At 75.9% G+C, this 25193-nt stretch carries 22 protein-coding genes; 12 read left to right on the forward strand and 10 right to left on the reverse strand.

Annotated features, from left to right (window positions below):
• Positions 1 to 74: 74 nt before the first annotated feature.
• A complete protein-coding gene (locus tag ACPCUX_RS15010; RefSeq protein ID WP_423389076.1) occupies positions 75 to 1469 on the reverse strand; it encodes a PTS transporter subunit EIIC in 1395 nt (464 codons plus the stop codon).
• A gap of 360 nt (positions 1470 to 1829) precedes the next feature.
• On the opposite strand from ACPCUX_RS15010, the gene ACPCUX_RS15015 reads away from it, so the two are divergent.
• The 4 genes from ACPCUX_RS15015 to ACPCUX_RS15030 all read left to right on the forward strand — a co-directional run bounded on the left by ACPCUX_RS15015 (position 1830) and on the right by ACPCUX_RS15030 (position 3747).
• Positions 1830 to 2684 (forward strand): GntR family transcriptional regulator, encoded by an 855-nt coding sequence (locus ACPCUX_RS15015; RefSeq protein WP_423389077.1) that lies wholly within the window; start codon positions 1830 to 1832, stop codon positions 2682 to 2684.
• A complete protein-coding gene (locus ACPCUX_RS15020; protein WP_021482555.1) occupies positions 2681 to 2926 on the forward strand; it encodes a glucose PTS transporter subunit EIIB in 246 nt (81 codons plus the stop codon). The genes ACPCUX_RS15015 and ACPCUX_RS15020 overlap by 4 nt, the downstream gene beginning before the upstream one ends.
• A 126-nt stretch (positions 2927 to 3052) precedes the next feature.
• Complete coding sequence (locus ACPCUX_RS15025) at positions 3053 to 3283, forward strand: PTS transporter subunit EIIB (protein ID WP_061267010.1); 231 nt, start codon at positions 3053 to 3055, stop codon at positions 3281 to 3283.
• A complete protein-coding gene (locus tag ACPCUX_RS15030) occupies positions 3283 to 3747 on the forward strand; it encodes a PTS sugar transporter subunit IIA (protein ID WP_085386728.1) in 465 nt (154 codons plus the stop codon). Before ACPCUX_RS15025 ends, ACPCUX_RS15030 begins: the two co-directional genes overlap by 1 nt.
• A gap of 34 nt (positions 3748 to 3781) precedes the next feature.
• Here ACPCUX_RS15030 and ACPCUX_RS15035 read toward each other — a convergent pair whose 3' ends face one another.
• Positions 3782 to 5812, reverse strand: a complete 2031-nt coding sequence (locus tag ACPCUX_RS15035) for an NHL domain-containing thioredoxin family protein (RefSeq protein WP_423389078.1) — start codon at positions 5810 to 5812, stop codon at positions 3782 to 3784.
• Positions 5813 to 5855: 43 nt separating this feature from the next.
• Entirely contained in the window at positions 5856 to 7034 is a 1179-nt protein-coding gene (locus tag ACPCUX_RS15040; RefSeq protein ID WP_085386729.1) for an FAD-dependent oxidoreductase, read from the reverse strand.
• A 124-nt stretch (positions 7035 to 7158) separates the two neighbouring features.
• Between ACPCUX_RS15040 and ACPCUX_RS15045 the strand changes: the two genes are divergently transcribed.
• Genes ACPCUX_RS15045 through ACPCUX_RS15060 form a run of 4 tightly spaced genes read left to right on the forward strand, consistent with a single transcriptional unit; the run spans position 7159 to position 11030 of the window.
• Positions 7159 to 7341, forward strand: a complete 183-nt coding sequence (locus tag ACPCUX_RS15045) for a heavy-metal-associated domain-containing protein (protein WP_369824959.1) — start codon at positions 7159 to 7161, stop codon at positions 7339 to 7341.
• Positions 7338 to 8309 carry a heavy-metal-associated domain-containing protein gene (locus ACPCUX_RS15050; RefSeq protein ID WP_423389079.1) on the forward strand — a complete coding sequence of 324 codons (972 nt, stop codon included), beginning with the start codon at positions 7338 to 7340 and terminating at the stop codon, positions 8307 to 8309. Before ACPCUX_RS15045 ends, ACPCUX_RS15050 begins: the two co-directional genes overlap by 4 nt.
• 46 nt (positions 8310 to 8355) lie before the next feature.
• On the forward strand, positions 8356 to 10674 hold the full coding sequence (locus tag ACPCUX_RS15055) for a heavy metal translocating P-type ATPase (protein ID WP_423389080.1): 2319 nt from the start codon (positions 8356 to 8358) through the stop codon (positions 10672 to 10674).
• Positions 10675 to 10718: 44 nt separating this feature from the next.
• Positions 10719 to 11030 (forward strand): hypothetical protein, encoded by a 312-nt coding sequence (locus ACPCUX_RS15060; protein ID WP_043658900.1) that lies wholly within the window; start codon positions 10719 to 10721, stop codon positions 11028 to 11030.
• A 112-nt stretch (positions 11031 to 11142) separates the two neighbouring features.
• Here the strand turns inward: ACPCUX_RS15060 and ACPCUX_RS15065 are convergent, their stop codons facing one another.
• The 4 genes from ACPCUX_RS15065 to ACPCUX_RS15080 form a co-directional block, all read right to left on the reverse strand.
• Complete coding sequence (locus ACPCUX_RS15065; protein WP_051028526.1) at positions 11143 to 11403, reverse strand: hypothetical protein; 261 nt, start codon at positions 11401 to 11403, stop codon at positions 11143 to 11145.
• A gap of 122 nt (positions 11404 to 11525) precedes the next feature.
• Positions 11526 to 12614: a hypothetical protein gene (locus ACPCUX_RS15070; protein ID WP_423389081.1), complete on the reverse strand. Its 1089-nt coding sequence runs from the start codon at positions 12612 to 12614 to the stop codon at positions 11526 to 11528.
• A 106-nt stretch (positions 12615 to 12720) separates the two neighbouring features.
• Complete coding sequence (locus ACPCUX_RS15075; RefSeq protein ID WP_423389082.1) at positions 12721 to 15150, reverse strand: YhgE/Pip family protein; 2430 nt, start codon at positions 15148 to 15150, stop codon at positions 12721 to 12723.
• Positions 15147 to 18191, reverse strand: coding sequence for an MMPL family transporter (locus tag ACPCUX_RS15080; RefSeq protein WP_423389083.1), 3045 nt, complete (start codon positions 18189 to 18191; stop codon positions 15147 to 15149). The genes ACPCUX_RS15075 and ACPCUX_RS15080 overlap by 4 nt, the downstream gene beginning before the upstream one ends.
• Positions 18192 to 18320: 129 nt before the next feature.
• Here ACPCUX_RS15080 and ACPCUX_RS15085 point away from each other — a divergent pair, with 129 nt between their 5' ends.
• Both ACPCUX_RS15085 and ACPCUX_RS15090 read left to right on the forward strand, forming a co-directional pair.
• Positions 18321 to 19022, forward strand: coding sequence for a TetR/AcrR family transcriptional regulator (locus ACPCUX_RS15085; protein WP_423389084.1), 702 nt, complete (start codon positions 18321 to 18323; stop codon positions 19020 to 19022).
• Between the two features lie 41 nt (positions 19023 to 19063).
• Positions 19064 to 19429: a VOC family protein gene (locus ACPCUX_RS15090; RefSeq protein WP_144721109.1), complete on the forward strand. Its 366-nt coding sequence runs from the start codon at positions 19064 to 19066 to the stop codon at positions 19427 to 19429.
• Between the two features lie 7 nt (positions 19430 to 19436).
• Here ACPCUX_RS15090 and ACPCUX_RS15095 read toward each other — a convergent pair whose 3' ends face one another.
• Entirely contained in the window at positions 19437 to 20342 is a 906-nt protein-coding gene (locus ACPCUX_RS15095) for a helix-turn-helix transcriptional regulator (RefSeq protein WP_171467313.1), read from the reverse strand.
• A 50-nt stretch (positions 20343 to 20392) separates the two neighbouring features.
• Here ACPCUX_RS15095 and ACPCUX_RS15100 point away from each other — a divergent pair, with 50 nt between their 5' ends.
• Both ACPCUX_RS15100 and ACPCUX_RS15105 read left to right on the forward strand, forming a co-directional pair.
• Entirely contained in the window at positions 20393 to 21130 is a 738-nt protein-coding gene (locus ACPCUX_RS15100) for an alpha/beta fold hydrolase (protein WP_423389085.1), read from the forward strand.
• Positions 21131 to 21260: 130 nt separating this feature from the next.
• Positions 21261 to 21467, forward strand: a complete 207-nt coding sequence (locus tag ACPCUX_RS15105; protein ID WP_061267027.1) for a hypothetical protein — start codon at positions 21261 to 21263, stop codon at positions 21465 to 21467.
• Positions 21468 to 21535: 68 nt separating this feature from the next.
• Here the strand turns inward: ACPCUX_RS15105 and ACPCUX_RS15110 are convergent, their stop codons facing one another.
• Together ACPCUX_RS15110 and ACPCUX_RS15115 are read right to left on the reverse strand one after the other, a co-directional pair.
• Positions 21536 to 23932 carry a prolyl oligopeptidase family serine peptidase gene (locus ACPCUX_RS15110; RefSeq protein WP_423389105.1) on the reverse strand — a complete coding sequence of 799 codons (2397 nt, stop codon included), beginning with the start codon at positions 23930 to 23932 and terminating at the stop codon, positions 21536 to 21538.
• 137 nt (positions 23933 to 24069) lie between these two features.
• Complete coding sequence (locus tag ACPCUX_RS15115) at positions 24070 to 25011, reverse strand: type IV toxin-antitoxin system AbiEi family antitoxin domain-containing protein (protein ID WP_396049526.1); 942 nt, start codon at positions 25009 to 25011, stop codon at positions 24070 to 24072.
• Between the last annotated feature and the right edge of the window lie 182 nt (positions 25012 to 25193).

Here is a 25193-nt window from a genome sequence, read left to right on the forward strand (position 1 = left end):
GGCTCTTCCGATCTCGCCGGTCAGCCCCGGGTCGGCGGCCCGCGCCGGGGCGCGCGTCGCGTCGTCGGCGAGCGTCACGCCGTGCCCCCGCTGCCGGACGCGCCCGCCCGGCCCCGGGCGCCCGCCTCCGCCGCGTCGGCGTCGCGTCGCACCGACGAGACCTCCGCCGCCGAGGCGTCGGGCCGCGCGTCCTCCGTGGTGTCGACGGCGCCGGTCGCCTGGACGGCGCCCTCCGCGTCGTCGTCCTCACGACCCGGTGTCCGCAGGTTCCAGCGGGTGATGACGAAGCGGAAGAGGACGTAGTAGAGCACCGCGTACCCGAGCCCGATGGGGATGAGGAGCAGCGGCATCTCGGCGATGCGGAAGTTCAGCAGGTAGTCGATCGCGCCGGCGGAGAAGCCGAACCCGTCGCGGATGCCGAGCGCGTTGACGAGCGCCATCGACGTGCCGGTAAGCACTGCGTGGATGACGTACAGCGGGTAGGCGACGAACACGAACGCGAACTCGAGCGGCTCGGTGACGCCCGTGACGAACGAGACGAGCGCGGCCGAGCCCATGATGCCCGCGACGACCTTGCGCTGCGCCGGCTTGGCGGTGTGGACGATCGCGAGCGCGGCGGCCGGGAGCGCGAACATCATGATGGGGAAGAACCCGGTGAGGAAGGTGCCCGCGGTGGGGTCGCCCGCGAGGAACCGGAAGATGTCGCCCTGCGCGACCGTGCCGTCGGCGGCGGTGTACTCGCCGAACTGGAACCACGGCAGCGAGTTGAGCAGGTGGTGCAGGCCGATCGGCACGAGGAGGCGGTTGAGCGTGCCGAAGACGAACGCGCCGAGGATGGTCGAGCCCGTGACGAACCCGCCGATCCGCTCGTTGATGAGCCAGTCGAACGCGGGGTAGATCAGCGCGCCCACCACGGCGATGAGCACCGAGACACCCGCCGTGACGATCGGCACGAACCGCCGGCCGCCGAAGAACGCGAGGTACTGCGGCAGCTTGATCCGGTAGTACTTCTGGTACAGCAGCGCGGCCGTCAGGCCGATGACGATGCCGCCGAGCACGCCGTAGTTGATGAGCGCCTGCGTCTCGCCCTCCGCCGCCTCACCGAGCACGTAGGGCGAGAGCGAGTCGCTGACGCCCTTGAAGACGAGGTAGCCGATGAGGGCGGCGAGCCCCGTCGTCCCGTCCGACTTCTTCGCGTACCCGACCGCGACGCCGAGGGCGAAGATGATCGGGAGGTTGCTGAACAGCGCGTTCCCGGCGGCGCCGAGGACGTCGGCGACGGGCTGCATCCACGCGAAGGTGCCGGCGACGCCGTCGGCTCCGAGCATGTCCGGCTGGCCGAGGCGCAGCAGCAGCGCGGCGGCGGGCAGCGACGCGATGGGCAGCATGAGCGAGCGCCCGACGCGCTGGAGCTGCGCGAAGCCGGGCACCCCCCTCTTGGTCCTCGTCGGTTCGGCGACGGTCGTCATGTCCTTCTCCTCCTGGGCAGGCCTGGGGCGCAGGCGAGGTGCGTCGAGCGGCGGCTGTGGCGCGACGTCGTGCGGCGTCGTTGCCGGTCCCGAGGCGCGACGAGAAGACCTGGGGTCGTCGTGCCCGGGCTGTCGGTCCAGGTTGTCTGGACCACTTGCAGGAAGAGTGGTCTAGACCTCATGATGTGTCAACCCCCGAGGGTGACCCGGGACACACGGCGGGCCCCGCGGGGCGCGTCGTCGCAGGTCGCACGACGGCCGGGCGACGACAATGCAGCCGTGGAGAACGCGGCACCGGAGCAGGGCGGTCGGCGACGACCGGAACCAGGGACGGCACGAGGACGAGGACGCGGCACGACGATGAGCAGGTCACGATCGCAGGCGAGCGAGCACAAGTACCTCACGGTGCGCGCCTACCTCGCCGACCTCGTGGCGAGCGAGCTCTCCGTCGGCGACGCGGTGCCGTCCGAGCGCAGCCTCACCGAGAAGTTCGGCGTCTCGCGCATGACCGTGCGCCAGGCCGTCGACGCGCTCGTCACGGAGGGCGTGCTGGAGCGCGCGCAGGGGCGGGGCACCTTCGTCGCGCCGCCGCGCGCCGACTTCGAGATGCGCCTCACGACGTTCGGCGAGGAGGCACGACGGCGCGGCATGGAGCCGGGCACCGAGGTGCTGGAGGTCGGGACCGTCCCCGCGCCCGCGTCCGTCGCCGAGTCGCTCGGCCGCGCGACCGGCGACCCGATGCACCACGTCGTGCGCCTGCGCACCGCGGACGGGTCGCCCATGAGCGTCGAGGAGGCCTGGATCCCCGTGGACCTCGCCCCCGAGCTGCTCGACGACGGCGTGCCCGAGAGCCTCTACGGCGCCCTGCGCGAGCGCGGCCTCGCGCCGACGTGGGGCGAGGACACGATCACCGCGTCCGACGCCACCGTCCAGGAGCAGAAGCTGCTCGGGCTCCGCGCCTCGCGAGCCGTCATGCGCACCGTGCGGCGCACGTTCGCGGGCGACTCGCCCCTCATGTACTCCCGCTCCAGCTACCGCGGCGACCGGTACAGCGTCTTCGTCCCGCTGCGCGAGGCGCGCCCGACGCTCGTGCCGCGCAGCACCACCGCCGACGACGACGCCGCGGACGGGGGCGCCGTCACCGACGACGCGCCGACCGACCAGCTCGCCCCCGTGCCGGTGCCGGCACGGGCGACCGAAGGGAACGACCGATGACACAGTCCGACGCGGAACGCGCCGCGACGATCCTCGCCGGCCTCGGCGGGGTGGGGAACATCGAGGAGATCGACCCGTGCACCACGCGGCTCCGGTCGCTCGTCAAGGACCCCGCGCTCGTCGACGCCGCGCTCCTGCGCCGCGCCGGCGCGTTCGGCGTCATGGTGAACGGGCGGGTCGTGCAGGTGGTGGTCGGCCCGCAGGTCGACACCATCGCCTCCGACCTCGCCGACCTCATGTGAGGAACCCGGCCCGGGCGCGACCCGGGCCACCGCCCTTCTCCGCGCACCCCGCGCACCCCGACCGGCACGGCTGCCGGCCGGCCCCCCGACCCGGCCCCGGCCGGACCCCGACCACGAGGAGCACCCGTGAGCAAGGCAGAGCAGATCCTCCGAGGCCTCGGCGGCGACGCGAACGTCCTCGACCTGGAGGCGTGCATCACGCGCCTGCGCGTCGAGGTCGAGGACCCGGCGCTCGTCGACGACGCCACGCTGACCGCGGCCGGGGCGATCGCCGTCGTGCGGTCGGGCGCCGCGATCCAGGTCATCGTCGGCCCCGAGGCCGACAACATCGCCTCCGACATCGAGGACCTCCGCTGATGGCGGCGCCGCTCACGGTGCTCGTCCCCGTCACGGGCACGGTCGTGGACGTCGGCGACGTCGACGACCCCGTCTTCTCCGCCGGGCTCGTCGGCCCCGGGCTCGCGGTCGAGCCCGACGACGCGCAGGGCGGCGAGGCCGTCGCGCCCATCACGGGCACGGTCGTCAAGCTGCACCCGCACGCGTTCGTCGTCCAGCACGACGACGGCCGCGCGGTCCTCGTGCACCTCGGCATCAACACCGTCCAGCTCGGCGGCGAGGGCTTCACGACGCACGTCGCGCAGGGCGACCACGTCCAGCGCGGCACGGTGCTCGTCACGTGGGACCCGAAGGCCGTGCGCGCCGGCGGCCGGTCGGCCGTGTGCCCCGTGGTCGCGCTCGAGGCGGCGCCCGACGACGTGACCTCGCTCACCGAGGTCGGTGCGTGGGCCGCCCACGGCGAGGAGCTGCTCACCTGGGGCTGACGCCGCCGCGCCGCGCGGGCCTCGGTCCGCGCGGTCAGCCGCGCAGCGGGAGCGTGAGGGACGGGACGTCGCCCGGCTCGCCGCGGTCGACCACGCGGACCGGCACGCCCCAGTCCTGCTGCGCGAGGTGGCACGCGGGGAACACGTCCGGGTCGGGCTCGCCGTCGGGGCCGAGCGGGACGACGTCGCACGACGCCGCCCGGGCCGTCACGTGCAGCACGCCCTCCCCGACCGCGGGGTTGATGACCAGGTCGCGCCCGAGCTCGACGCCGACGCCCTCCCCGGACAGCAGGAGCTCGGGCGGCGTCGCGCTCACGCGCAGCTCCGTCGACGGACCGAACCGGTCGTCGAGCTTCTGCCCCGGCGCCGGGACGAACGGCACGTCGAGCCACAGCGGCCCGGCCCCGATGTCGGTGACGGGGCGCTGCGTGCGGTGCGCGCCGCCGTCGAGCACCTCGCCCGCGAGCGACGCCGGGAGCGCGACGCGCGTCAGGCGGTGCGCCGCGGACTCCACGACGAGCAGGTGGACCTGCGGCTCGCCGTCCGGCCCCTCGCCCACCTGCACGACGACGCCGCTCGGCTCCGCGAGGCCCGTCGCCAGGGTCGTGACCTCGCCGGCGAGGCGGGTTCCGAAGGTGTCGTCCCCGACGCTCCCGGCGTCACCGGCCGCGGGCGCGAACCGGCGCAGCGCGCCGTCGTAGGTGTCGGCGACGACGACGCTCCCGTCGGGCAGCGTCGCGACCCCGAGCGGGTGCTGCATCAGCGCCTGCTCGGCCGGGCCGTCGCGGTGGCCGAAGTCGAACAGCCCTTGCCCGACGGCGGTCCGCACCTCGACGCCCTCGGGCACCACGGCGACGCCACCGCCCAGCCCGGACACGCGGCGCAGCGCCGAGGTCTCGGCGTCGGCGACCCAGACGGCGCCGTCGGGTGCGACCGCCAGCCCGGACGGCTGGGCGAACCAGGCCGACGCTCCCGGCCCGTCCTCCAGACCCTCGTTCATCGTCCCGGCCAGCAACCCGAGCTTCCACCAGTCGAAGGCCCACAACGTGTGATGGCCCGCCATCGCCACGACGAAGCCGGCCAGCTCGTCCGACCAGGCGACGTCCCACGGCGAGGAGAGCCGCACGTCGCGCGGGTCGTAGGTGGAGCCCGGATCGAACGGTCCGAACCGGGGCGTGCCCTCGTCGTCAGGGACGACCACGTTCTCGACCCCGCCCACCATGAACTGGTCGCCCGTGCCCGCGACCGTCGTCACGTGCCCGTCGGCGAGCCGTACCCCGCGGAGCGCATGGTTCGCGGTGTCCGCCACGAGGACGTCGAACCCGTACGTCGCACGCTCGCGCTCCGGGACGAGGCACAGCCCGTTCGGCTCGGCGAACCGCGCGTCCTCGGGGCCGCCGTCGGCGAGCCCGCGCTCGCCGGACCCGATGCGCCGGACGAGGGTCTCGCCGTCGGGCAGGAGCTCGGCGAGCGCGTGGTGCCCGGCGTCCGCGACGAGGATGTTGCCACCGGGCAGCTCGATCGCCTTCGCGGGGAAGCGCAGCGTGCCCGACGACGGCTCGGGCGCCACGTACGGGCCGTCGCCCCGGTGCAGCGTGCCCTTCGCGTCGTGCTCCGCGACGAGCTCCTCGACGAGCGCGGCGATCGCGGACGCGTGCCCCTCCCCCGCCATCTGCGCGACGACGTAGCCATCGGGGTCGACGACCACGAGCGTCGGCCAGGCGCGCGCCGCGTACGCGGACCAGGTGACGAGCTCCGGGTCGTCGAGCACGGGATGGTGGACCTCGTACCGCTCGACCGCGGCCGCGAGCGCCGCCGGGTCCGCCTCGTGCTCGAACTTCGGCGAGTGCACGCCGACGACGACCAGCACGTCTCGGTGCCGCTCCTCGAGCTCGCGCAGCTCGTCGAGGACGTGCAGGCAGTTGACGCAGCAGAAGGTCCAGAAGTCGACCAGGACGATCTTGCCGCGCAGGTCGGCGAGGGTCAGGTCGCGGCCGCCGGTGTTGAGCCAGCCGTGCCCGACGAGCTCGGACGCGCGGACACGGGGAAGTCGCTCGGTGGTCACGCGGCCATTCTCGCGCGCCGGCGCGCTGTGGACCGACGACGCCTCAGGGCCGGCGCAGGTCTCGGCGCAGCGCGTGGAGCTCCCGCGTCGCGCCGAGGCCGACCACGGCGACCAGGTCGCCCGCGACACGCAGCTCGGTGAGCAGCCCGCCGCCGTCGAGCGTGCGGTGCTCCGGGGTCGCGCCGGGCACCGCGACGCCGAACCCGGCGACCTGGGCGCCGTGCAGCACGAGGGAGAAGCCGGCGTCCGGCACGTACGGGCCGAGATCCGGGCCGCCGACGAGACGACGCAGGACGGCGCGCGCCGCGTGGGCTCCCTGCGCGACCGCGGCGTCCCAGTGGTCGGTCCGGAACCGTCGTCCGCGCCGGTCCCGGTGGACGGCGACCGCCCCGGCGGCAAACAGGCCGGGCGCGGCGGGGACGGCGAGGCGGTCGTCGACGTCGACGCCACCGCCGGTGCCGGGCGCGGCGGGCGCGGTGCCGTGCGCGACGACCGCGAGGTCGGACTCCAGGGTCGCCCCGCCCGCGAGGCGCACGGTGACGCCGCCCGGACGCTCGGTCACCGCCTCGACCCGGCGGCCGAGGTGGGCGTCGAGGTGCTCCTCGTGGCGCTGGGCGACGGCGCGCGCGACCGCGGTCCCGAGCGCCCCCGCGAGCGGGAGCCGGGAGCGGGCGACGAGGTGGACGGTCGCGCCGACCTCGGCGAGCCAGGCGGCGGTCTCGGAACCGACGAACCCGGCGCCGAGCACGGTGACCGTGCGCCGCGCGGGATCGGGGCCGAGCAGGGCACGCAGCCGCTCGGCGTCCCGTGCGGTGTGCAGGTGCACCACGCGGGGCTCCCCGCCGTCGGCGCCCGCGAGCGCCGGGACGCGGTCCACGGCCGGGCCGGGCCGAGGCACCGCGCCCGTCGCGAGGACGACGGCGGCGGCGGTGAGCTCGCGCCCGTCCGCGAGGACGACGGCCCGCCGCTGGGGGTCCAGGCCGATCGCGCGTGCCCGCACGAGCTCGACGTCGGGCGGCACCGGCAGGGCGGCCTGCTCCGCAGTGAGCAGACCCTGGAGGATCGCCTTGTCGACGAGGGTGCGCAGGTACGGCTCCCCCTCCTCGCCGTGCACGAGGACGACGCGACCGTCGAAACCTTCGCCGCGCAGCGTCGTCACGGCGGCGTGCCCGGCTGCTCCGCCGCCGACCACCACCACGTCCGGCCCGTCCACGTCGCCCATCTCTCCTCCTTGACCTCAATACCCCCTGTGGGTATATTCGCCATCCTAGCCATACCCCATGGGGGTATCAGCACGGAGGAGGAACGTCGTGAGCATCGTCGAGATCGAGTACCAGGTGACCGGGATGACGTGCGGCCACTGCGAGATGTCGGTGCGCGAGGAGGTCGGGCAGGTGCCCGGCGTTACCGCGATCGACGTGAGCGCGACCACCGGTCGGCTGATCGTCACGGCCGACCAGCCCCTCGACGACGCCGCGGTCCTCGCCGCCGTCGACGAGGCCGGCTACACCGCGGAGCGGGTGCGATGAGGGCGCCCGCCCGGATCGGGCTCTACGTCGCCGGGCTCGGGGTCGTGTTCGTGGCCTCGGCCGCGGTGGCGGGCGCCGTCGTCCCCGAGGGCGCCCTCTCGGGGAAGCCCGCCGCGCACGCGCCGGAGCAGCACGCCGCCGCGAGCGACGACCCCCCGCAGGAGACCACGAGAGGAGCGGACATGGTCGGCGGACTGTCCCTGGAGCAGGGCGGCTACACGCTCGGCGAGATCGAGGCGCCGCAGACGCCGGGCACGCCCGGCGAGCTCGCCTTCACCTTGACCGACCCCGCGGGCGAGCCGGTGACCGACTTCGCCGTCGCGCACGAGCAGCGCCTGCACCTCGTCGTCGTGCGCTCCGACGGGGCGCACTACCGCCACGCCCACCCCGAGATGGACGAGGCCGGCCGCTGGTCCGTGCCCTGGACGTGGGACGCCGCGGGCACCTACCGCGTGTACGCCGACGCCGTCCCCACCGGCGGCGACCCGCTCACCCTGAGCCGCACCGTCGAGGTCGCGGGCGAGGTCGTCCCCGTCCGGGCCGACGCCCCCACGACCACCGCCTCGGTGGACGGGTACGACGTCGCGCTCGAGGGGAGCCTCGAGGCCGGTACGGCCTCGAGGCTGACGCTCGAGGTCACGCGGGACGGCGAGCCGGTCACGACGCTCGAGCCGTACCTCGGCGCGTTCGGCCACCTCGTCGCGCTCCGCGACGGCGACCTCGCCTACCTGCACGCCCACCCCGAGGGCGCGGAGGCCGCGCCGGGCGAGGTCTCCGGCCCGACCGTGGCGTTCGCCGTCGAGGCACCGACCGCGGGCCGGTACCTCCTGTACCTCGACTTCCAGGTCGAGGGCCAGGTGCGCACCGCGGCCTTCACCGTCGAGGCCACCGGCGCCACGGCGACCCCGGACGACGCCCCGGCCGACGCCCCGGCCGACGACGACCCCGCCGCGCACGACGACCACTGACCACCCTGCACCGGGCAGCCCGCTGCCCGGCCGGAAGGAGAACCTCATGACGGCATCGGCCGCCCCGTCGCCGGGGACGTTCGTCGAGCTCGAGATCGGGGGGATGACCTGCGCCTCGTGCGCCATGCGGATCGAGAAGAAGCTCAACCGGCTCGACGGCGTCACCGCGACGGTGAACTACGCGACCGAGAAGGCGAGGGTCACCGTCCCGGACGGCGTCGACGCGGCCACGCTCATCGCGGAGGTCGAGAAGACGGGCTACACGGCGCAGGTCCCGCGCGCCGAGGCCCCCGCCTCCGAGGAGGACGCGGGCACGGACGCGGACGACCCCGAGCTCACCGCGCTGCGGCACCGGCTGGTCGGCGCCGTCGTGCTGTCGGTCCCGGTCATCGCGATGGCGATGGTCCCCGCGCTCCAGTTCACGTACTGGCAGTGGGCGAGCCTCGTGCTCACCGCGCCCGTCGTGGTGTGGGCGGCGTGGCCGTTCCACCGCGCCGCGTGGACCAACCTGCGCCACGGCGCGGCCACCATGGACACCCTGATCTCCGTCGGGACCAGCGCCGCGTTCCTCTGGTCGCTGTACGCGCTCTTCCTCGGCACGGCCGGGGAGCCGGGCATGACGCACCCGTTCACGCTCTCGGTCGCCCGGACCGACGGCGCGGCGAACATCTACCTCGAGGTCGCCGCGGGCGTCACGACGTTCATCCTCGCGGGCCGCTACTTCGAGAAGCGGTCCAAGCGGCAGGCGGGCGCCGCGCTGCGCGCCCTGCTCGAGCTCGGCGCGAAGGACGTCGCGGTGCTGCGCGACGGCGTGGAGACCCGCGTCCCGATCACCGACCTCGCCGTGGGCGACGAGTTCGTCGTGCGCCCGGGCGAGAAGATCGCGACGGACGGCACGGTCGTGGCCGGCACGTCCGCCGTCGACGCGTCGATGCTCACGGGCGAGTCCGTGCCCGTCGAGGTCGGGGAGGGCGACGCCGTCACCGGGGCGACCGTCAACGCCGGCGGGCGGCTCGTCGTGCGCGCGACGCGCGTCGGCGGCGACACCCAGCTCGCGCAGATGGCGCGCCTCGTCGAGGACGCGCAGTCCGGCAAGGCGCAGGTCCAGCGCCTCGCCGACCGGGTCTCCGCGATCTTCGTCCCCATCGCCATCGCGATCGCCGTCGGCGCGCTGGGCGCGTGGCTCGGGGCGGGTGCCCCGGCCTCGGCGGCGTTCACGGCCGCCGTCGCGGTCCTCATCATCGCGTGCCCGTGCGCCCTGGGCCTCGCCACCCCGACGGCGCTGCTCGTCGGGACGGGACGCGGCGCGCAGATGGGCGTCCTCATCAAGGGGCCGGAGGTCCTGGAGTCCACGCGTTCCGTGGACACCGTCGTGCTCGACAAGACGGGCACCGTGACGACGGGCGTCATGACGCTCACCGACGTCGTCACCGGGACGGGCACGGACCGCGCGGAGCTCCTGCGCCTCGCGGGCGCGCTCGAGGACGCCTCCGAGCACCCCGTCGCCCGGGCGGTCGCCCGCGGCGCGGTCCAGGAGGTGGGCCCGCTGCCCGTGCCCACGGAGTTCACCAACGTCGAGGGCAAGGGCGTGCAGGGCGTCGTGGACGGGCACGCCGTGCTCGTCGGCCGCGAGTCGCTCCTCGCCGAGTGGGCGCAGCACCTCCCGCGCGAGCTCGCCGACGCCAAGGCCCGCGCCGAGGAGCAGGGCGGCACGGCCGTCATCGTCGGCTGGGACGGGCAGGCTCGCGGCGTCCTCGTGGTGGCCGACGCGGTCAAGCCCACGAGCGCCGAGGCGATCCGCCAGCTCCGCGCCCTCGGCCTCACCCCGGTGCTCCTCACCGGGGACAACGCGACCGTCGCCCGACGGATCGCGGCCGAGGTCGGCATCGACGAGGTCATCGCGGAGGTCATGCCGAGCGACAAGGTCGACGTCGTCAGCCGGCTCCAAGGCGAGGGCAAGGTCGTCGCGATGGTCGGCGACGGCGTGAACGACGCCGCCGCCCTGGCGCAGGCAGACCTGGGCCTCGCCATGGGGACGGGCACGGACGTCGCGATCGAGGCCGCCGACATCACGCTCGTGCGCGGCGACCTCCGCTCCGCAGCCGACGCGATCCGGCTCGCACGCCGGACGCTCGGGACGATCAAGGTGAACCTCTTCTGGGCCTTCGCCTACAACGTCGCCGCGATCCCCCTGGCGGCCCTCGGCCTGCTCAACCCGATGCTCGCCGGTGCCGCCATGGCGTTCTCGAGCGTCTTCGTGGTGGGCAACAGCCTGCGCCTGCGGTCGTTCTCCAGCCGCGCGACCGGCACGCACCCCGGCACGGCCGCCCCGACCGCGCCGACGGCCCGGCTCGCCGGCGTCTGACCCCGACTCCGATCCCGACCGACGACCCTCCAGGAGGACCCCGCATGTGCCAGCACCACGACGACACGCACCCCGGCCACGACGACCACCCGCACGACGGCGGGCACCACGGTGCGCACCACACGGCGCACCACCACGCGCCCGCGACCGCCGCGGGGGTCGCGCCTGCCACGGGTGAGGCGGCGGACGACGACCTCGCCGAGTGCCCCGTGATGCGCGGGAGCATGGTCGCGAAGGCCCACGCCGAGGCGGCCGGGCTCGTGCGCGACCACGAGGGCGTGCGCTACTGGCTGTGCTGCTCGTCGTGCGGCCCGCTGTTCGACGCCGACCCGGCCCGGTACGCGCGCGCCGCCTGACCGCACGGATCACCGGCCGCGCGTCGTCCCGACGCCCTCGTGCCCGGTGCCGCACCCTCCCGGTGCGGTGCCGGGCACGCGTCGTGCGACGGACGGGTCGTGGCGCGGAGGCTCAGGCGCGCGACGCCGTCACGTCGCCGACGACGCGCACCTCCACGTCGACGCCGTCCACGGTCTCGGGGACCGCGACGTCGTCGGACGTCACGTTCACGCGCAGCAGCCAGTCGTCGCCGACGCCGGACGTCCGCGCACCGCGCACCGGGGCGCCGGTCAGGTCGGCGCGCGCGATGCCGACGCCGGTCACGCCGTCGAGGCCCGCGAGCTCGTTGCGCAGCGCGGCCTTGGCCTCCCGGGCTCGTTCGAGGGTCGCCACGGCAACCACCTCCCGCACCCATTGTGCGCCCGACGGCGGCCGGAAGGCAGGGCCGAGCGTCCCGCCCCCGAGGGGCCGGGCGAGCAGACCCGTCCGGACGGCCCGGGCAGCGTCGCGCCGGCTCAGCCGAGCAGCGTCGCACCCAGCCGATCGAGCACGGTCCCGATCGGGTTGCAGTACGTGAGCCCGGTGCCGTTCGCGCCGCCGGTCTCCGACCCCGCGAACAGCAGCCCCAGCGCCACGCCGTCCTCGCGGTACACGAGCGACCCGGAGTCGCCGCCGCGCGAGAAGGGCCCGTCTCCCGTGGACTCGACCTCGATCTGGTCGTCGAAGCGCAGCGCGCCGAGCCCGTCGCCGTACCCGACGACGACGTCGTCGAGCTCGATCGCCGTGACCCGCCCCGCGGTCACCCCCGTGGTCCGGCCCGACTTGCCCACGACCTCGCCGCCCAGCGCGACCGCCGTCGTCGTGATCCTGCCGACCGGGTACTCCGGGTCGACGTCCGGGTCGTCGAGCAGCGCGACCGCGGCGTCCACGGTCTGCGTGATCCCGGCCTCGAGCGGGACCAGCCCGGCGAGGGTGCCCACGCGGTCGTCGGGCGCGCGACCGCCGTCGGCCGGGCCGGGCTGCACGACGACGTCCCCCACCCGCGCGGCCGGCGAGCCGACGAGCACGTGCCAGTTGGACAGCGCGTAGACCGAGACCTCGTCGGCGCCGTCGACCGCTGGCGGCGCGACGCGCACGAACGCCCCGAGCGTCCCCGCGGTGACGTCGACGTGCGCGACGGAGACCCCGGGCCGCAGCGGCCGGACGCGGCCGGTCTCGCCGGTCGCGTACGCGGTGACGACGGGCGGGCGGACGCCCGGGCCGTCGCCGCGGGCACGCCCGGCGCCCGGCGCGGCGGCGAGCGGACGGATGCGTCCCGTGCGCCGCACGTCCACCGTGTCGCCCGCCTCGGAGGCGACCTTGCGCGCGATGCTGCGCGCGGTGGGCACCCCGAGGCGGTACCGGACCGCGATCGCGTACCCGCCGTCGTCGTGCGGGGCGAGCCCGATCGCGAGCGTGGGGGCGCGCACGACCTCCGCGGCGTCGGGCACGTCGCGCGCCTCGATCGCCGTGCCCGACCGGCCCGGCAGGCCCGACCGCTCGGCGAGCTCGCGCGCGTAGTCCGCGAGCTGCGACTTGATCTCCCGTGCCTTCTGCTGGTCCATCGGTGCACCGTCCCCTCGCCCGGCGGACGGCTCCCGCCGCCCGCGTCCTGCCGAGCGAGTCTGGCGGCAGCCGCCCACACGCGCACCGCGGCGCGCCGCACCCGCGTCAGGCGCGCAGGAGCTGCTCCACCCGGACGGACCGGCGGCGCGCGACGACGAGCGTCGTCACCGCGACGGACACGAGGCCCCACAGGACCAGGGCCACGGCATCGCCCGCTCCCCCGGCCGCGCCGGGGTCGACGATCGACGTGAGCAGGCGGAGCGCCGAGCCCACCGGCAGGACGTCGCGCAGGCTCGTGAGCGCAGCCGGGACGGTCGCGACGATGCCGGTCGCGACGAGCAGCACCGCGACGAGCAGGCCGATCGCGCGCCCCACGTTCCCGAGGAGCGCGGCGAGCGCCTGGTTGAGCGCGACGAACACGACCGACGCGAGCGCCCCGGCCGCGAGCAGACCGATCCAGCCGCCCACGCTCGCCCCCTCGACCGCGGCGAGGACGCCGCCGACCACGAGACCGGTCGCCGCGGCGATCCCGGCCGGGAGCGCGAGCGCCGCGAGCGCGAGCCGGCCGGGGCCGCGCGTCGACCCCAGGAGCCGTGCCGGGACCGGCGGGAACGCGACGAAGATCGCGAGCGCGCCCAGCCACAGCGCGAGCACCGCGAACAGCGGGCCGGTCGAGCCGGTCCCGAGGTCGTCGACACCGGGCGCGGCCACGGGGTCGGCCACGACGCTCGCGAGGTTCTCGCGCTCCGCGTCGGTGTACGAGGGGATCTGCCCGGTCGCCTCGCTCAGACCGTCGGCGAGGTCGGACGTGCCGCCCGCGAGCTGCCCGACGCCGCCCGCGAGGTCGCCCGCGCCCGTCGCCAGCTCCTGGGTGCCGGTCGCGAGCTGGTCCGCGCCGGTCCCGAGGGCGCCGACGCCGTCGGCGAGCCGGTCCGCGCCGCTGCCGAGCGCCCCGACCCCGGCGGCCAGGCCGTCGGCCCCGGTGGACAGCCGGCCCGCGCCGCCGGAGAGCTGCGCCGCGCCGTCGGCGACCTGGTCCGCCCCGGGCGCGAGCTGCCCGAGCCCGGTGGAGAGCGCGGCCGCGCCCTGGGCCACGCCGGCGGCCCCGGTCGACGCCTGCGCCGCGCCCGCGGCGAGATCGTCGGCGCCCGTGGCGAGCCGGTCGACGCCCGCCGCGAGCGCGTACAGGCCGGTCGGGGCGCCACCCTGGCCCGACGGCGAGCCCGCCAGAGCCTCGTTCCCCGCGGCGACGCCCGCCGCGCCCGCGGCGAGCGGGCGCAGCGCGGCGAGCTGCTGGTCGAGCGCCTGGCACGTCGGGCTCGCCGGGTCCTGCGCGCACCCGGCAGCGACCTTCTGCTGCTCCAGACCGGCGACGACCTGGGCGAGGCCGCCCGCCACGTCGCGCGAGCCCGTCGCGAGCGCGGTCGCGGTCTCCGGGAGCGACCGGCCCGTCGACGTGCCGTCGGGCAGCCGCACGTCCGCGATCGAGGCGTCGAGCGCGCCGAGCCCGCTCGCGAGGTCCGACGCCCCGGTGGACAGCGCACCCACGCCGCCCGCGACGCTCTGTGCCCCGGAGGCGAGCTGCCCCGCGCCCGCGGCGCTCTGGTCGACGCCGTCCGCCACCTGCCGCGACCCCGCGGCGAGGCCCTGGGCGCCGCTCGCGACGCCCTGCGCGCCCGACGCGAGCTGGTCCGCGCCGCTGCCGAGCTCCCCGACCCCGGCGGCCAGGCCGTCCGCGCCCGTGCCGAGCTCGCCGACGCCGGACGCGAGCGCGCTCGCCCCGGTGGCGACCTCGCCCGCGCCCGACGCGAGCTGCGTCGCCCCGTCGCTCGCCTGGGCGGCGCCGTCGGCGAGCTGGTCCGCGCCGTCGGCCGCCTCGCCGAGCTGGTCGTGGAGCGTCGTGAAGCCGGTGAGGACGCCGTCCACGTAGTTCTCGGTGAGCGTCGTGCCGAGCACCGACGTCGCGGTCGTGGTGACGATGCGCGCGAGCGCCTCGTCGACGACCCGCCCGCCCGGCGTCGTCTCGACGGACAGCGTGGCCTGCGTCGCGGCCGACGGGTCGCCGCCGAACGACGTGGCCGCCGCGGAGAAGTTCTCCGGGATCGTCACGACGGCCGCGTACGTGCCGTCGGCGAGCCCGGCCGCGGCGTCGTCCGCGTCGGTGATGACCCAGTCGTAGTTCGTCGTCCCCGGGTCGGGCTGCACGGCGACCGCGCCGGTGTCGGTCGAGGCGGCGCCGCCGCTGACGAGCCCGGCGGTGAGCTGACGGCCGAGCGGGACGGTCTGGCCGTCCACCTCGACCGGCTCGTCGAGGTTCACGACCGCGGCCTTGACCGTGTCCAGCCGTTCCTGCGGGTTCCACAGCGCCCACAGGAGCAGGCCGAGGACGGCGAGGGGCAGCGCGACCGCGGCGGCCACGGTCCACGCGCGCCGGGCGTCGACGCGGCGGGGACGCGCGCCGCCGGTCCGTGCGTCCGGCGCGGTCGGGTCGGCGGTCGGGTCGGTCGGGACCGGCTCGGGCGGGAAGACGCTCATGCGGGCACCTCCTCGGTGCGCGGGCCGACGACGGGCGCGGCGGGGACGGTGCGGTCGGGGTCGTGCGGGTCGTGCAGGTCGAGCACGGGCGTGCCGGGCGGGGCCAGGTCCGTCGGTGCCGGGCCGACGGCGCCGAGCACCACCGCCGTGCCGCGCCCCGCCGCGTCGGCGAGCACCTCGGCCAGCGCGGCCCGCTCGGCGGGCGACGTGACGGCGTCGGTCCCGACGACGGCGAGGAGCCGGGGCCGCTCGCGCAGGACCTCGGCGACGCTCGCCGCCGCCGGCACGCGGTGCGCCGCGGGCGCCGGTGCGTCGCCGGGGAGCGCGGCGACGTCCGCCGCGAGGTCCACGAGCGCGACGCGGCGCCGCACGGTCAGCGCACGCTCCGGCAGCACGAGGCCCGTGACCTTGAGCGCCCCGCTCGTCGGGCGCAGGCGCCCCGCGAGTGCCAGCACGACCCCGGACACCGCCGCGGGCGACTCCCCGTGCACGACGAGCGACCCGCCGTCGGGCACCCGGACCGTGACCGGCTCGGCCAGCGGGCCGCGCGCGCCGGCGACCACGAGGTCGTGCGCGACGACCGCGTCCGTGCTGCCCGGCTCCGGCCAGTCCGCGAGCGCGAGCTCCTTCGACAGCCCCTCGCCCTCGACGTCGAACGACGGCAGCACCCGGTCGAGCCAGCGCGGCATCCACCACGCCTTGTCGCCGAGCAGCGCGAGCACGGCCGGGACGAGCGTCATGCGCACGACGAACGCGTCGACGAGGACGCCCACCGCGAGGCCGAGCGCGATGGGCTTGAGGCTCATGTCGCCCTCGGGCACGAACGCCACGAACACGGCGAACATGATGACCGCGGCCGCGGTGACGACCTTCGCCGACGCCTGGAACCCCGTGAAGATCGACCGCCGGGCCTGGCCCGAGTGCACGTAGTCCTCGCGGATGCGCGCCACGAGGAACACCTCGTAGTCCATCGCGAGGCCGAACAGCACGCCCATGAGGACGATCGGCATGAACGAGATGACCGGCCCGAGCCGTGTCACGTGCAGCGCGTCCGCGAGGAACCCGTGCTCGAACACGAGCGTCACGACGCCGAACGCGGCACCGACCGAGAACAGGTAGCCGAGCGTCGCCTTGATCGGCACCGCGACCGACCGGAACACCATCGTCAGCAGCACGAGGGACAGGCCGACGACGACGAACGCGAACGGCAGCAGCGCCGCCCCGAGCTTCGCCGAGACGTCGATCCCGACGGCCGTGAAGCCCGTGACCGCGAGGTCGACGCCGTACTCGTCGAGGAAGTGGTCGTGCTGCGCGCGGATCTCCGTGACGAGGTCCTTCGTCTCCTCCGAGTCCGGCGCGCCGGTCGGGACGACCTGCACGATGCCCGTGTCCGCCGTGAGGTTCGGCGTCGCGAGCGGCACATCCGCCACGCCCGGGAGGTCCGCGATCTCGTCGCCCAGGTCGTTCATGAGACCGACGGGGTCCGTCGACGTGACGATCGTGCCCGTGACGATGAGCGGCCCGTTGAAGCCCGGGCCGAAGTGCTCCGACACCAGGTCGTACGTGACGCGCGCCTGGTTGTCCTCGGGCAGCGTCCCTGCGTCGGGCAGCGCGAGCTGCAGGTCGCGCGCCGGCAGCGTGAGCAGCACGATCGCGGCGACGACGAGCCCGATGGTCAGCAGCGGGATCCGCGTGACGGCGCGCACCCACCCCGCGAAGAACCGGTTGCGGTGCGCGGTCGTGGTCGGGTCGGAGTCGTCCCGGGTCGGGTCGGAGAGGTCCCTGGTCGGGTCCGCGGTGGGGGCGCCCTCGGTGCTCGGGGCTGCCGCGCCGTCACCCTGGTCGTCCGGGCGGGGGTTCACGAGCGCGGCTTGACGCCCTCTCGCATCCGAGGCCGCCCCCACCGCTCGTCCGGTCCGTCGCCCGCGCGACCCGGTCGCCCCGGTCGGCCCAGTCGCCCTTCCGCCGTCCGCTCCCGCGGCCGCACGGCGTCGCCCACGTCCACGACGGCGCGGGGCCTTCGGGCGGAGGCGCTCGCCCGCGAAGCCCAGCATGGCGGGCAGCAGCGTGATCGAGACGAGGACGGCGAGCCCGACCCCGACGGCGGCGGCGACGCCCATGACAGTGAGGAACGGGATGCCGGCGACGCCGAGGCCGACGAGCGCGATCATGACGGTGAGGCCCGCGAAGATGACGGCCGAGCCGGCGGTCGCGACGGCCCGCGCCGTGGCCTCCTCGACGCTGAGGCCGGTCGCGAGCTCGTCGCGCTGCCGGGACACGATGAACAACGCGTAGTCGATGCCGACGGCGAGGCCGAGCATGACGGCGAGCATCGGGGTCGTGGAGTTGATCTGCGCGACGGCGGTCGCGGCGAACAGGAGTCCCATGCTCACGCCGACCCCGACGACGGCGTTGAGGAGCGGCAGCCCGGCCGCGACGAACGAGCCGAACGTGAGCACGAGCACGACGAGCGCGACGAGGAGGCCGAGCGCCTCGGTGACGGTGAGGGTCGGGAACTCGGTGCTGAAGAGCTGCCCGCCGAGCGCGGCCTGCGCGCCGTCGGGCAGGGCCGCGGCGAGGTCGTCGACGACGTCGCCGAGCGCGTCCTTCGTGGCGTCGGTGACCTCGCTCTGGCCCTCGTCGAGCTGGACGGTCATGAGGGTCGCGACGTCGTCGTCGCTGACCGACGCCGGCATGGTGTCGTCGTAGGGGGAGGTGACGGCGGCGACGCCGTCGACGTCGCCGAGCGCGGTGACGGCGTCCTCCACGGGGCCGCGGACGGCGTCGTCCTCGATGGTCGAGCCGTCGGGCGCGACGACGACGACCTGCGCGGACGCCCCGCTGACCTGCGGGAACGTGGCGGCGAGACGGTCGAGCGCGGCCTGCGACTCGGTGCCGGGGATGGTCACCTCGTCGTCGAGGCCCTGGCCGACGAGCCCGGCGAGCCCTCCGGCCAGCACGAGGATGCCGATCCAGGCCACGAGGACGAGCCGGCGCGCCCCGACCGCCCAACGGCCGAGCGAGTACAGCGCTGAGGACACGAGCGGCCTCCCGGGGAGAGTGCAGACGGATTCGAGGATACGCCGCTGTATCCGATGCGCGAACGTATCGGATACACTCGTGCATCGCAAGGCCGCCCGGTTCGGGCGGCGCCGTCCGACAGTGGGAGCATGTCCGGCGTGACGACGGACCTCGACCCGACCCGAGTCGACCGCGCGGAGAGCGACGCGCCGCTCTCGCGGCGCCGCGAGCGCACGCGCGAGCGCCTGCTCGACGCCGCCTACGGGCTCTTCGCCGAGCACGGGATCAACGGCACCTCGATCGAGGCGGTGTGCGAGGCCGCGGGCTTCACCCGCGGCGCGTTCTACTCGAACTTCGAGTCGAAGGAGTCGCTGTTCCTCGCCCTCACGGAGCGCGAGATCCGGACGCGCATGCGCAACCTCGAGGCCGCCGTCGAGCACCTGCCCGACGACCCGGTCCGCGACGGCGTCATCGCGCCCGACACGATCGCCGCGATCGTCGCGGCCGTCATGGCCGACCCGCGCGACGAGCGCCGCTGGTGCCTCATGAGCGCGGAGCTCGAGCTGCTCGCGCTGCGCGACCCGCAGGTCGCGGCGCGGTTCGCGGACCAGGAGGAGTCGTTCCGCGCCGAGCTCGCGGGCATCCTCACCCGCGTGCTCACCGAGGTCGGCATGCGGTTCGCGATCGACCCGGCGGCCGCGACGCGCGTGCTCATCAGCGCGTACACGTGCGCGGCGCGCGACGCGTTCCTCAGCCCCGCGGGCGACGACGCCGTGCAGCGCGCGCAGACCGCGGACTGGCTCCCCGCGCTCGTCGGACGGCTCGTCGAGCCGCTGCCCGCCGCGGACTGAGAACCGCCCCCGGTGTGGGTGGCGCGCGTCACACTGGCGGCATGACACTCACCTTCAGCGGCGCCGTGGTCGACTGCGCCGACCCCGCCGTCGTGGCGGACTTCTGGCAGGCCGCGCTCGGGTGGACGGGCCGCGAGACCGGGCCGCACGGCGAGGCCGTGCTCTTCCCGCGCGACGGCGAGACGATCCTCGGGCCGCCGAGCCTCGTCTTCCAGCGCGTCCCCGAGGGCAAGACGGTGAAGAACCGCCTCCACCTCGACTTCTCGTCGTCGACCCAGGCCGCCGACGTCGCGCGGCTCGAAGGGCTCGGCGCGCGCCGCATCGACGTCGGGCAGGGCGAGCACGAGACGTTCGTCGTCCTGGCGGACGTCGAGGGCAACGAGTTCTGCGTCCTGCGCGGCGACTGACCCCGCGTCACGCGGGGTCGGGGCGGTACACCGCGGCAGAGCCCGGGGGCGGCTCCCCCACGTCCGCGACGGGGCGCGGGTCGTACGCCTCCGCGGTGAGGTCCGCCCGCTCGACGCGCGAGAGCCGGAACCAGCGGATCGCCTCGCGCGTGCGGCACCACGCGACGAGGTACCAGCGGCCGTCGGTGTGCGCGAGCAGCACGGGCTCCACGCGACGCGTCGACGTCGCCCCGCGCCCGTCCCGGTAGCGGATCGCCAGCACGCGCCCGCCCGCGATCGACTGCTCGACCGCGCGCAGCACCCCGAGGTGGGTCCGCGCACGCCCGACGACGTCGCCGCGGCCGGACGCGGTCGTGTCGCCGTGCGGCTCATCCGGGTGGACGGCGGCGGGCGGGACGGCGTCGGCCGGGACGGCGGGCGGGCCTGCTGCGGGCGGGACGACGTCGGGCGGGCTCGCGGGCGGGACGGCGTCGGGCGGGCTCGCAGGCGGGACGGCGTCGGGCAGGTCCGGGTCCGGCGCGGCGTGGCGGACCCACACGCGGGCGGCGAGCGCCTCGGCCCGTGCGCGGTCGCCCGCGCCGAGCGCGTCCCACACCTTGCCGCGGGCGGCAAGGGCGTCCACCGCGAACGGGCTGCCGGGCGGGAGCGTCGCGAGCGCGACGGCCACGGCGACGGCCTGGCCGGGCGTGAAGTTCACGGGCGGCAGCGACGCGCTCGGGTCGAGCACGTACCCGCCCCCGGGGCCCGCCTGGGCCCAGATCGTGAGCCCGGCCTGCTGGAGCGCGGCGACGTCGCGCTTGATCGTCCGCTCGCTCACCTCGAGCGCCGCGGCGAGGCGCGGCCCCGTCGTCCCGGTCCGGCCCGCGCGGCGCAGCTCCTCCGCGAGCGCGTAGAGGCGCTCCGTCCTGTTCACCCGAGAATGGTGACAGACAGGTGTCACCGACACCCTGCGAGGGTGGCTGCATGAGCACCCACGGAACACCCGAGCAGCCCGTCCACGTCGTCCTCGTCCCCGGCTTCTGGCTGGGCGCGTGGGCCTGGGACGACGTCGTCCCCCACCTCGAGGCCGCCGGCCTCGTCCCCCACCCGGTGACCCTGCCGGGCCTGGAGCCCGGCGCGACCGCGGCCGACCGCGCGCACGTCACGCGCGCGGACCACGTCGCCGCGGTCACGCGCCTCGTCGACGAGTTCGACGGCCGCGTCGTGCTCGTCGGGCACAGCGGCGGCGGGCCGGTCGTGCAGGAGGCCCTCGACCGGGACCCCGCGCGCATCGAGCGCGTCGTCTACGTCGACACGGGCCCGCTCGTCGACGGCGCGGCGCTGTCCCCCGGCCTTCCGGCCGACGCCGCGGAGGTCCCGCTCCCGACGTGGGAGGAGCTCGCCGAGGCAGGATCGAGCCTCGACGGGCTGGATGAGGCCGCGCTGGCGCGGTTCCGCGAGCGGGCGGTGCCCACCCCGGGACCCGTCGCGCGGGGGGCGGTGCGGGTGTCGGACCCGGGCCGCCTGAAGGTGCCCGCGACCGCCGTCTGCTCGTCGATCCCGTCCGCCGTCCTCGCCGAGATGGCGCACCCGGGGCCGCCCCTGCACACCGAGCTGGGCGAGGTCGAGGACGTCGCCTACGTCGACCTCCCGACCGGCCACTGGCCGATGCTCTCGCGCCCCCGGGACCTCGCGGCCGTGATCGTCGACGCCGTGTCCTGACCTCCGGGTGAGACATCGTGCACGTTCCGGAAAAAAGTCTCCGAAGTCGCGTCACAGACGGAGACTTCTGCCGTCTCCTCGTGTGGACGGCCGACCGGCCGCCGCAGAACGACGGACGACGAGACGGACCATGCACGACACCCTGCCCTCCGCCCCCTCGCGCACCGAGGTGCGCACCGCCCTGCTCTGGGCGCTCGAGAACGACCGCGACGCGCTCCTCGAGCACCGCGAGACGACCCAGCACTGCCTGTGGGCGGCCGCGCGCGGCGCCGCCGACCGGCGCCTCGTGCGGCGCTGGCGCGCGGCGGCCGCAGGGCTCCCGTCGACCGTCGCCTGACGGCGGTCAGCTGACGCTGGCCGTCGGTGGGAGCCCTGCGGGCCGCCGTCCGCGGGCGGCGGCCCCGGTCAGCCGAGCGTCGTCGGCAGCGCGGCGTCGCCCTCGCCCGGGGCGGCCCCCAGCACGTGCTCCGCGAGGAAGGCCAGGACCACCTGGTACCAGACCTTCGCGTGCTGCGGCTGGAGGATCCAGTGGTTCTCGTCCGGGTAGAAGAGGAACCGGTGCACCGTGTCGCCGTCCGGGCCGGCGGGCAGCCCGGACGACGCGAGCAGCTCGTACCAGAGCCGCAGGCCCTCGCCGATCGGCACGCGATAGTCCTTGTCGCCGTGGATGACGAGCATCGGCGTCACGATGTCCTGGACGAACCGGTGCGGGCTGTTCTCCAGCGCCATCTCGTCCGTCATCTCGCGCGCCCAGTAGTACGCGTGGTCGGTCGTCGGGCCGAACTGGTCGAGCGCCCACAGGCTCGCGTGCGTGACGATCGCGCGGAAGCGGTCCGTGTGGCCCGCGACCCAGTTCGCCATGTACCCGCCGAAGGACCCGCCCATCGCGGCCGTCCGGGTCGCGTCGATTCCCGGGCGCGCCTCCACGGCGTCCGTGATCGCGAGCAGGTCCGTGTACGGGGCCTTGCCCCACGCGCCCCACCCGCGCTGCACGAAGTCCTGCCCGTACCCGGTCGACAGCGCCGGGTCCGGCAGCAGCACCGCGTAGCCCTGCGCGACCATCAGCCACGGGTTCCAGCGCCAGCTCCACGCGTTCCACGACCCGAGCGGGCCGCCGTGGATCCACAGCAGCAGCGGTGCCGGGTCCTCCGCGGACGCGCCGTGCGGCAGCGCGAGCCAGCCCCGCACGCGCACGTCGTCCCCCGCCGCCGTCTCGACGTCGACGAGCGTGCCCGGCAGGTCGGGCGTCGCGACCGGGCCGCGCAGCGGCGTCGCGGGCACCGGCGTGCGGCCGCCCGGCGTGCCGGAGTCGAGGAACGTCCCGAGGTCGACGCGCACCGGGTGCGCGGGCTCCAGATAGCTCGTCCGCAGCGCGTAGAGCGTCCGGCCGTCGGGCGCGACCTGCACGTCCGTGAACGTCGCGTCGTCGCTCGTCACACGCTCCGCCGTGCCGTGCTCGGCCGCGCCGTTGCCCGCGGGGTCGAAGGGGACGAGGAAGACCGGGCCGCGGCCGTCGTCGTCCGCGGTGACGAGCAGCCCCGAGCCGTCGGGCAGCCAGCGCAGCGACGTCGGCCAGCGGTCCCAGTGCGGCACGAGCGTGCGCGGCGACGCGTGGTTCTCGGCGCGCGTCGTCGCCGAGTCGTCGTGGCCCTCCGCGGTCCCGGCGGGCCCGTCCGGCGCGTGCAGCGGCACGACGGCGAGGCTCTCCTCCGGCGCCTGGTGCGGCGTCGAGATCGTCTCGCGCACGAACGCGACCCACGCGCCGTCGGGCGAGATCCGGGGCGAGTGCGCCTCCGCGCGCGGCTCGTCGACGAGCGTGCGGCGCGCGCCCGTCGCCGTGTCGATCGCGACGAGCGTGCTGCGCACCTGCGGGCCGGGACCCGGCACCTGCCACGTCGTGACGAGCGTCGTGCCGTCGGCGGACAGGTCTGCCGAGTGCTCGTGCAGCGCGCGCCCCGGCGCCGTGCCGTCGTGCCCGACGCCGCGGCTCACGTCGCGCAGGTCGAGCAGCCGCGCGTCGTGCTCGGCGGCGGCATGCTCGGCGGCGTGCTCCGCGGCGGTGCCCTGCGCTCCCGCGGCGAGCGGCGCGGCGGTGAGCGGCGCGGTGCTGCCCGAGCCCGCCGGCGCGTCGGTCGGGGCGGCCGGGGCGTCGGTCGGGGCGACCGGGGCCGGGAGGGGCTGCGCGGGCGCGTCGACCAGCGTCGTGAGGTCACCGACGAACCGGTGCGCCTCGTCGGGACCGCGGTCGTGGTCCCACTGCCGCACCGGGTAGGCGCGGTGCAGGATCGCCGCGACCTTCGCGTCCTTGCGCGCCGACCGGAGCTCGGCGTCGTGCGCGAGGTCGCGCGCGCTCGGCAGCACCGACGCCGCGACCGACACGACCGGCGCGTCCGTCGCCGCGAGCGGCCCGCTCACGCCCGCGGGCGCCGTGGCGACCACGCGCGCCTCCCCGCCCGACGCCGGCAGCAGCCACAGCGCCGACGTCGCGTCGTCGTCGGCGCCGCCGTCCGGGTCGGGCCGCGCCGACGTGAACAGCACGTCGCCCGCGCCGGTGAACGTCGCGCTCGACTCGCCCTTCGTGCTGCGCGTCAGCCGACGCGCGGGCGCCTCGCCCGCCGGGTCGACCTCCCACAGCGCCGCCCGGTACTCGGTGCGCTGCGGGTCGAGCGTCTGGACGGTCGTGACGAGGCGCGTCCCGTCGGGCGAGAGCGCGAGGCCCCCGACGCGCGGGATCGCGAGATATCGGTCGAGGTCGTGGAACGGTCCCACGGTCGGGTCGGGTGTACCGGGCGTGCCAGCCAGATTGCTCACCCGTACGTCCTATCACGCCCCTCCCCCTGAAACGGCTCCCGCCGAACACGGGGTCAGAGACCGGAATCCGCCGATTCGGGTCTTCAACCCCGTGCTCGACGGTCGCCTCTCCCGTGTTCGGGCCTCTGTCACGCGGGGAGGGCGCCGCGATGGCCGAGGAAGGCTCGTACCGCGGGGCCGACGCCGCCCGGCACGTCACGACCCGTGAACCGGAGCAGCTCGATCGTGCCCGAGGCGGCGAGACGGTTCTGGCGCGTGCGATCGGCGTACACGGCCTGAGGGTCGGAGTGCACGTCCGCTCCGTCCATCTCCGCCACCAGCCACCGTTCCCCACCGAGGCGCCAACCCATGTCTCCCCGCGCGACGACGCGACCGTCCGCGTCGAGCACCGGCAGCTGGAGGACGTCAGGCGGCAGGCCCACATCCACGCAGTCGAGCCGTCCGAAGGACTCCAACGGCGACTCCGCGCGGCCGTCCGCCATTCCCCAGAGCGAGTGCGTGGCGGCGACGCCACGGCGCCCGCGCGCCAGGTCGTGCGCCCTCGCGAGCCCGTCGGGGTCGGTCGACCGCCGGTGCAGCGCGGAGTCGAGGACGGCCAGCGCGTGCGCGCGAGGCAGCTCGGGCACCGCCTGGGCGAGGGCGCGTTCGACGGTCGCGACGGCTCGCCCACCGATCTGGACGGTCGTCATCCCGTCGTCGAACTGCCGCAGGCGGATGCCGTCGCGCGTGGTGCGGCCGCTCGCACGGGGCAGGGCGACCTCCGGGGCGACCCCGACGGGGATCCCCTGGACGCCGTGCAGCACGAGCGCCGTCGTCCCGACGGCGATGGCCTCCGGGCCGAAGGCGAGCAGGCCCGCCCACGCCGATCTCCGCCGTCGATGGTCCCAGTCCCAACGCTGACCGGCCGTCGGCCGGAGGTCGTAGACACCACGCGTGACGCGCGCCCAGGCACCCGAGTCGACGCGACGACGAGCGACGCGCGAGGAGACCCCGAAGGCGAGCAGCTGGTCGATCGACACGAGCCCGGCCTGCGCAGCGACGAGCCGGTCCAGCTCCGGTGAGAACGCCATGGTCGGCATGGCACCACGACGCCCGGTCCACTGCGGCACGCAGGCTCCGCCCCTGTGAACACCCCGCCCAAACCCGACCCTGTGCAAAACCACAGAGAGTCGGCCCTGACCACCATCACCACCCGCGAGCACGCGATCAGCGACCGAAATCCCGGATTCTCGGTCTCCAACGCCGTGTTCGG

Origin of the sequence: Cellulosimicrobium sp. AB352 (assembly GCF_049538415.1) — a bacterium.
In the GTDB taxonomy this organism is placed as follows: Bacteria; Actinomycetota; Actinomycetes; order Actinomycetales; family Cellulomonadaceae; genus Cellulosimicrobium; species Cellulosimicrobium funkei.

Excerpts from the sequence above, each read along its gene's own strand:
- ACPCUX_RS15010 (WP_423389076.1), bottom strand. The coding sequence starts at position 1,469 with ATGACGACCGTCGCCGAACCGACGAGGACCAAGAGGGGGGTGCCCGGC.
- ACPCUX_RS15015 (WP_423389077.1), top strand. The coding sequence starts at position 1,830 with ATGAGCAGGTCACGATCGCAGGCGAGCGAGCACAAGTACCTCACGGTG.
- ACPCUX_RS15020 (WP_021482555.1), top strand. The coding sequence starts at position 2,681 with ATGACACAGTCCGACGCGGAACGCGCCGCGACGATCCTCGCCGGCCTC.
- ACPCUX_RS15030 (WP_085386728.1), top strand. The coding sequence starts at position 3,283 with ATGGCGGCGCCGCTCACGGTGCTCGTCCCCGTCACGGGCACGGTCGTG.
- ACPCUX_RS15040 (WP_085386729.1), bottom strand. The coding sequence starts at position 7,034 with ATGGGCGACGTGGACGGGCCGGACGTGGTGGTGGTCGGCGGCGGAGCA.
- ACPCUX_RS15045 (WP_369824959.1), top strand. The coding sequence starts at position 7,159 with ATGACGTGCGGCCACTGCGAGATGTCGGTGCGCGAGGAGGTCGGGCAG.
- ACPCUX_RS15050 (WP_423389079.1), top strand. The coding sequence starts at position 7,338 with ATGAGGGCGCCCGCCCGGATCGGGCTCTACGTCGCCGGGCTCGGGGTC.
- ACPCUX_RS15055 (WP_423389080.1), top strand. The coding sequence starts at position 8,356 with ATGACGGCATCGGCCGCCCCGTCGCCGGGGACGTTCGTCGAGCTCGAG.
- ACPCUX_RS15060 (WP_043658900.1), top strand. The coding sequence starts at position 10,719 with ATGTGCCAGCACCACGACGACACGCACCCCGGCCACGACGACCACCCG.
- ACPCUX_RS15070 (WP_423389081.1), bottom strand. The coding sequence starts at position 12,614 with ATGGACCAGCAGAAGGCACGGGAGATCAAGTCGCAGCTCGCGGACTAC.
- ACPCUX_RS15075 (WP_423389082.1), bottom strand. The coding sequence starts at position 15,150 with ATGAGCGTCTTCCCGCCCGAGCCGGTCCCGACCGACCCGACCGCCGAC.
- ACPCUX_RS15085 (WP_423389084.1), top strand. The coding sequence starts at position 18,321 with ATGTCCGGCGTGACGACGGACCTCGACCCGACCCGAGTCGACCGCGCG.
- ACPCUX_RS15090 (WP_144721109.1), top strand. The coding sequence starts at position 19,064 with ATGACACTCACCTTCAGCGGCGCCGTGGTCGACTGCGCCGACCCCGCC.
- ACPCUX_RS15100 (WP_423389085.1), top strand. The coding sequence starts at position 20,393 with ATGAGCACCCACGGAACACCCGAGCAGCCCGTCCACGTCGTCCTCGTC.
- ACPCUX_RS15105 (WP_061267027.1), top strand. The coding sequence starts at position 21,261 with ATGCACGACACCCTGCCCTCCGCCCCCTCGCGCACCGAGGTGCGCACC.
- ACPCUX_RS15115 (WP_396049526.1), bottom strand. The coding sequence starts at position 25,011 with ATGGCGTTCTCACCGGAGCTGGACCGGCTCGTCGCTGCGCAGGCCGGG.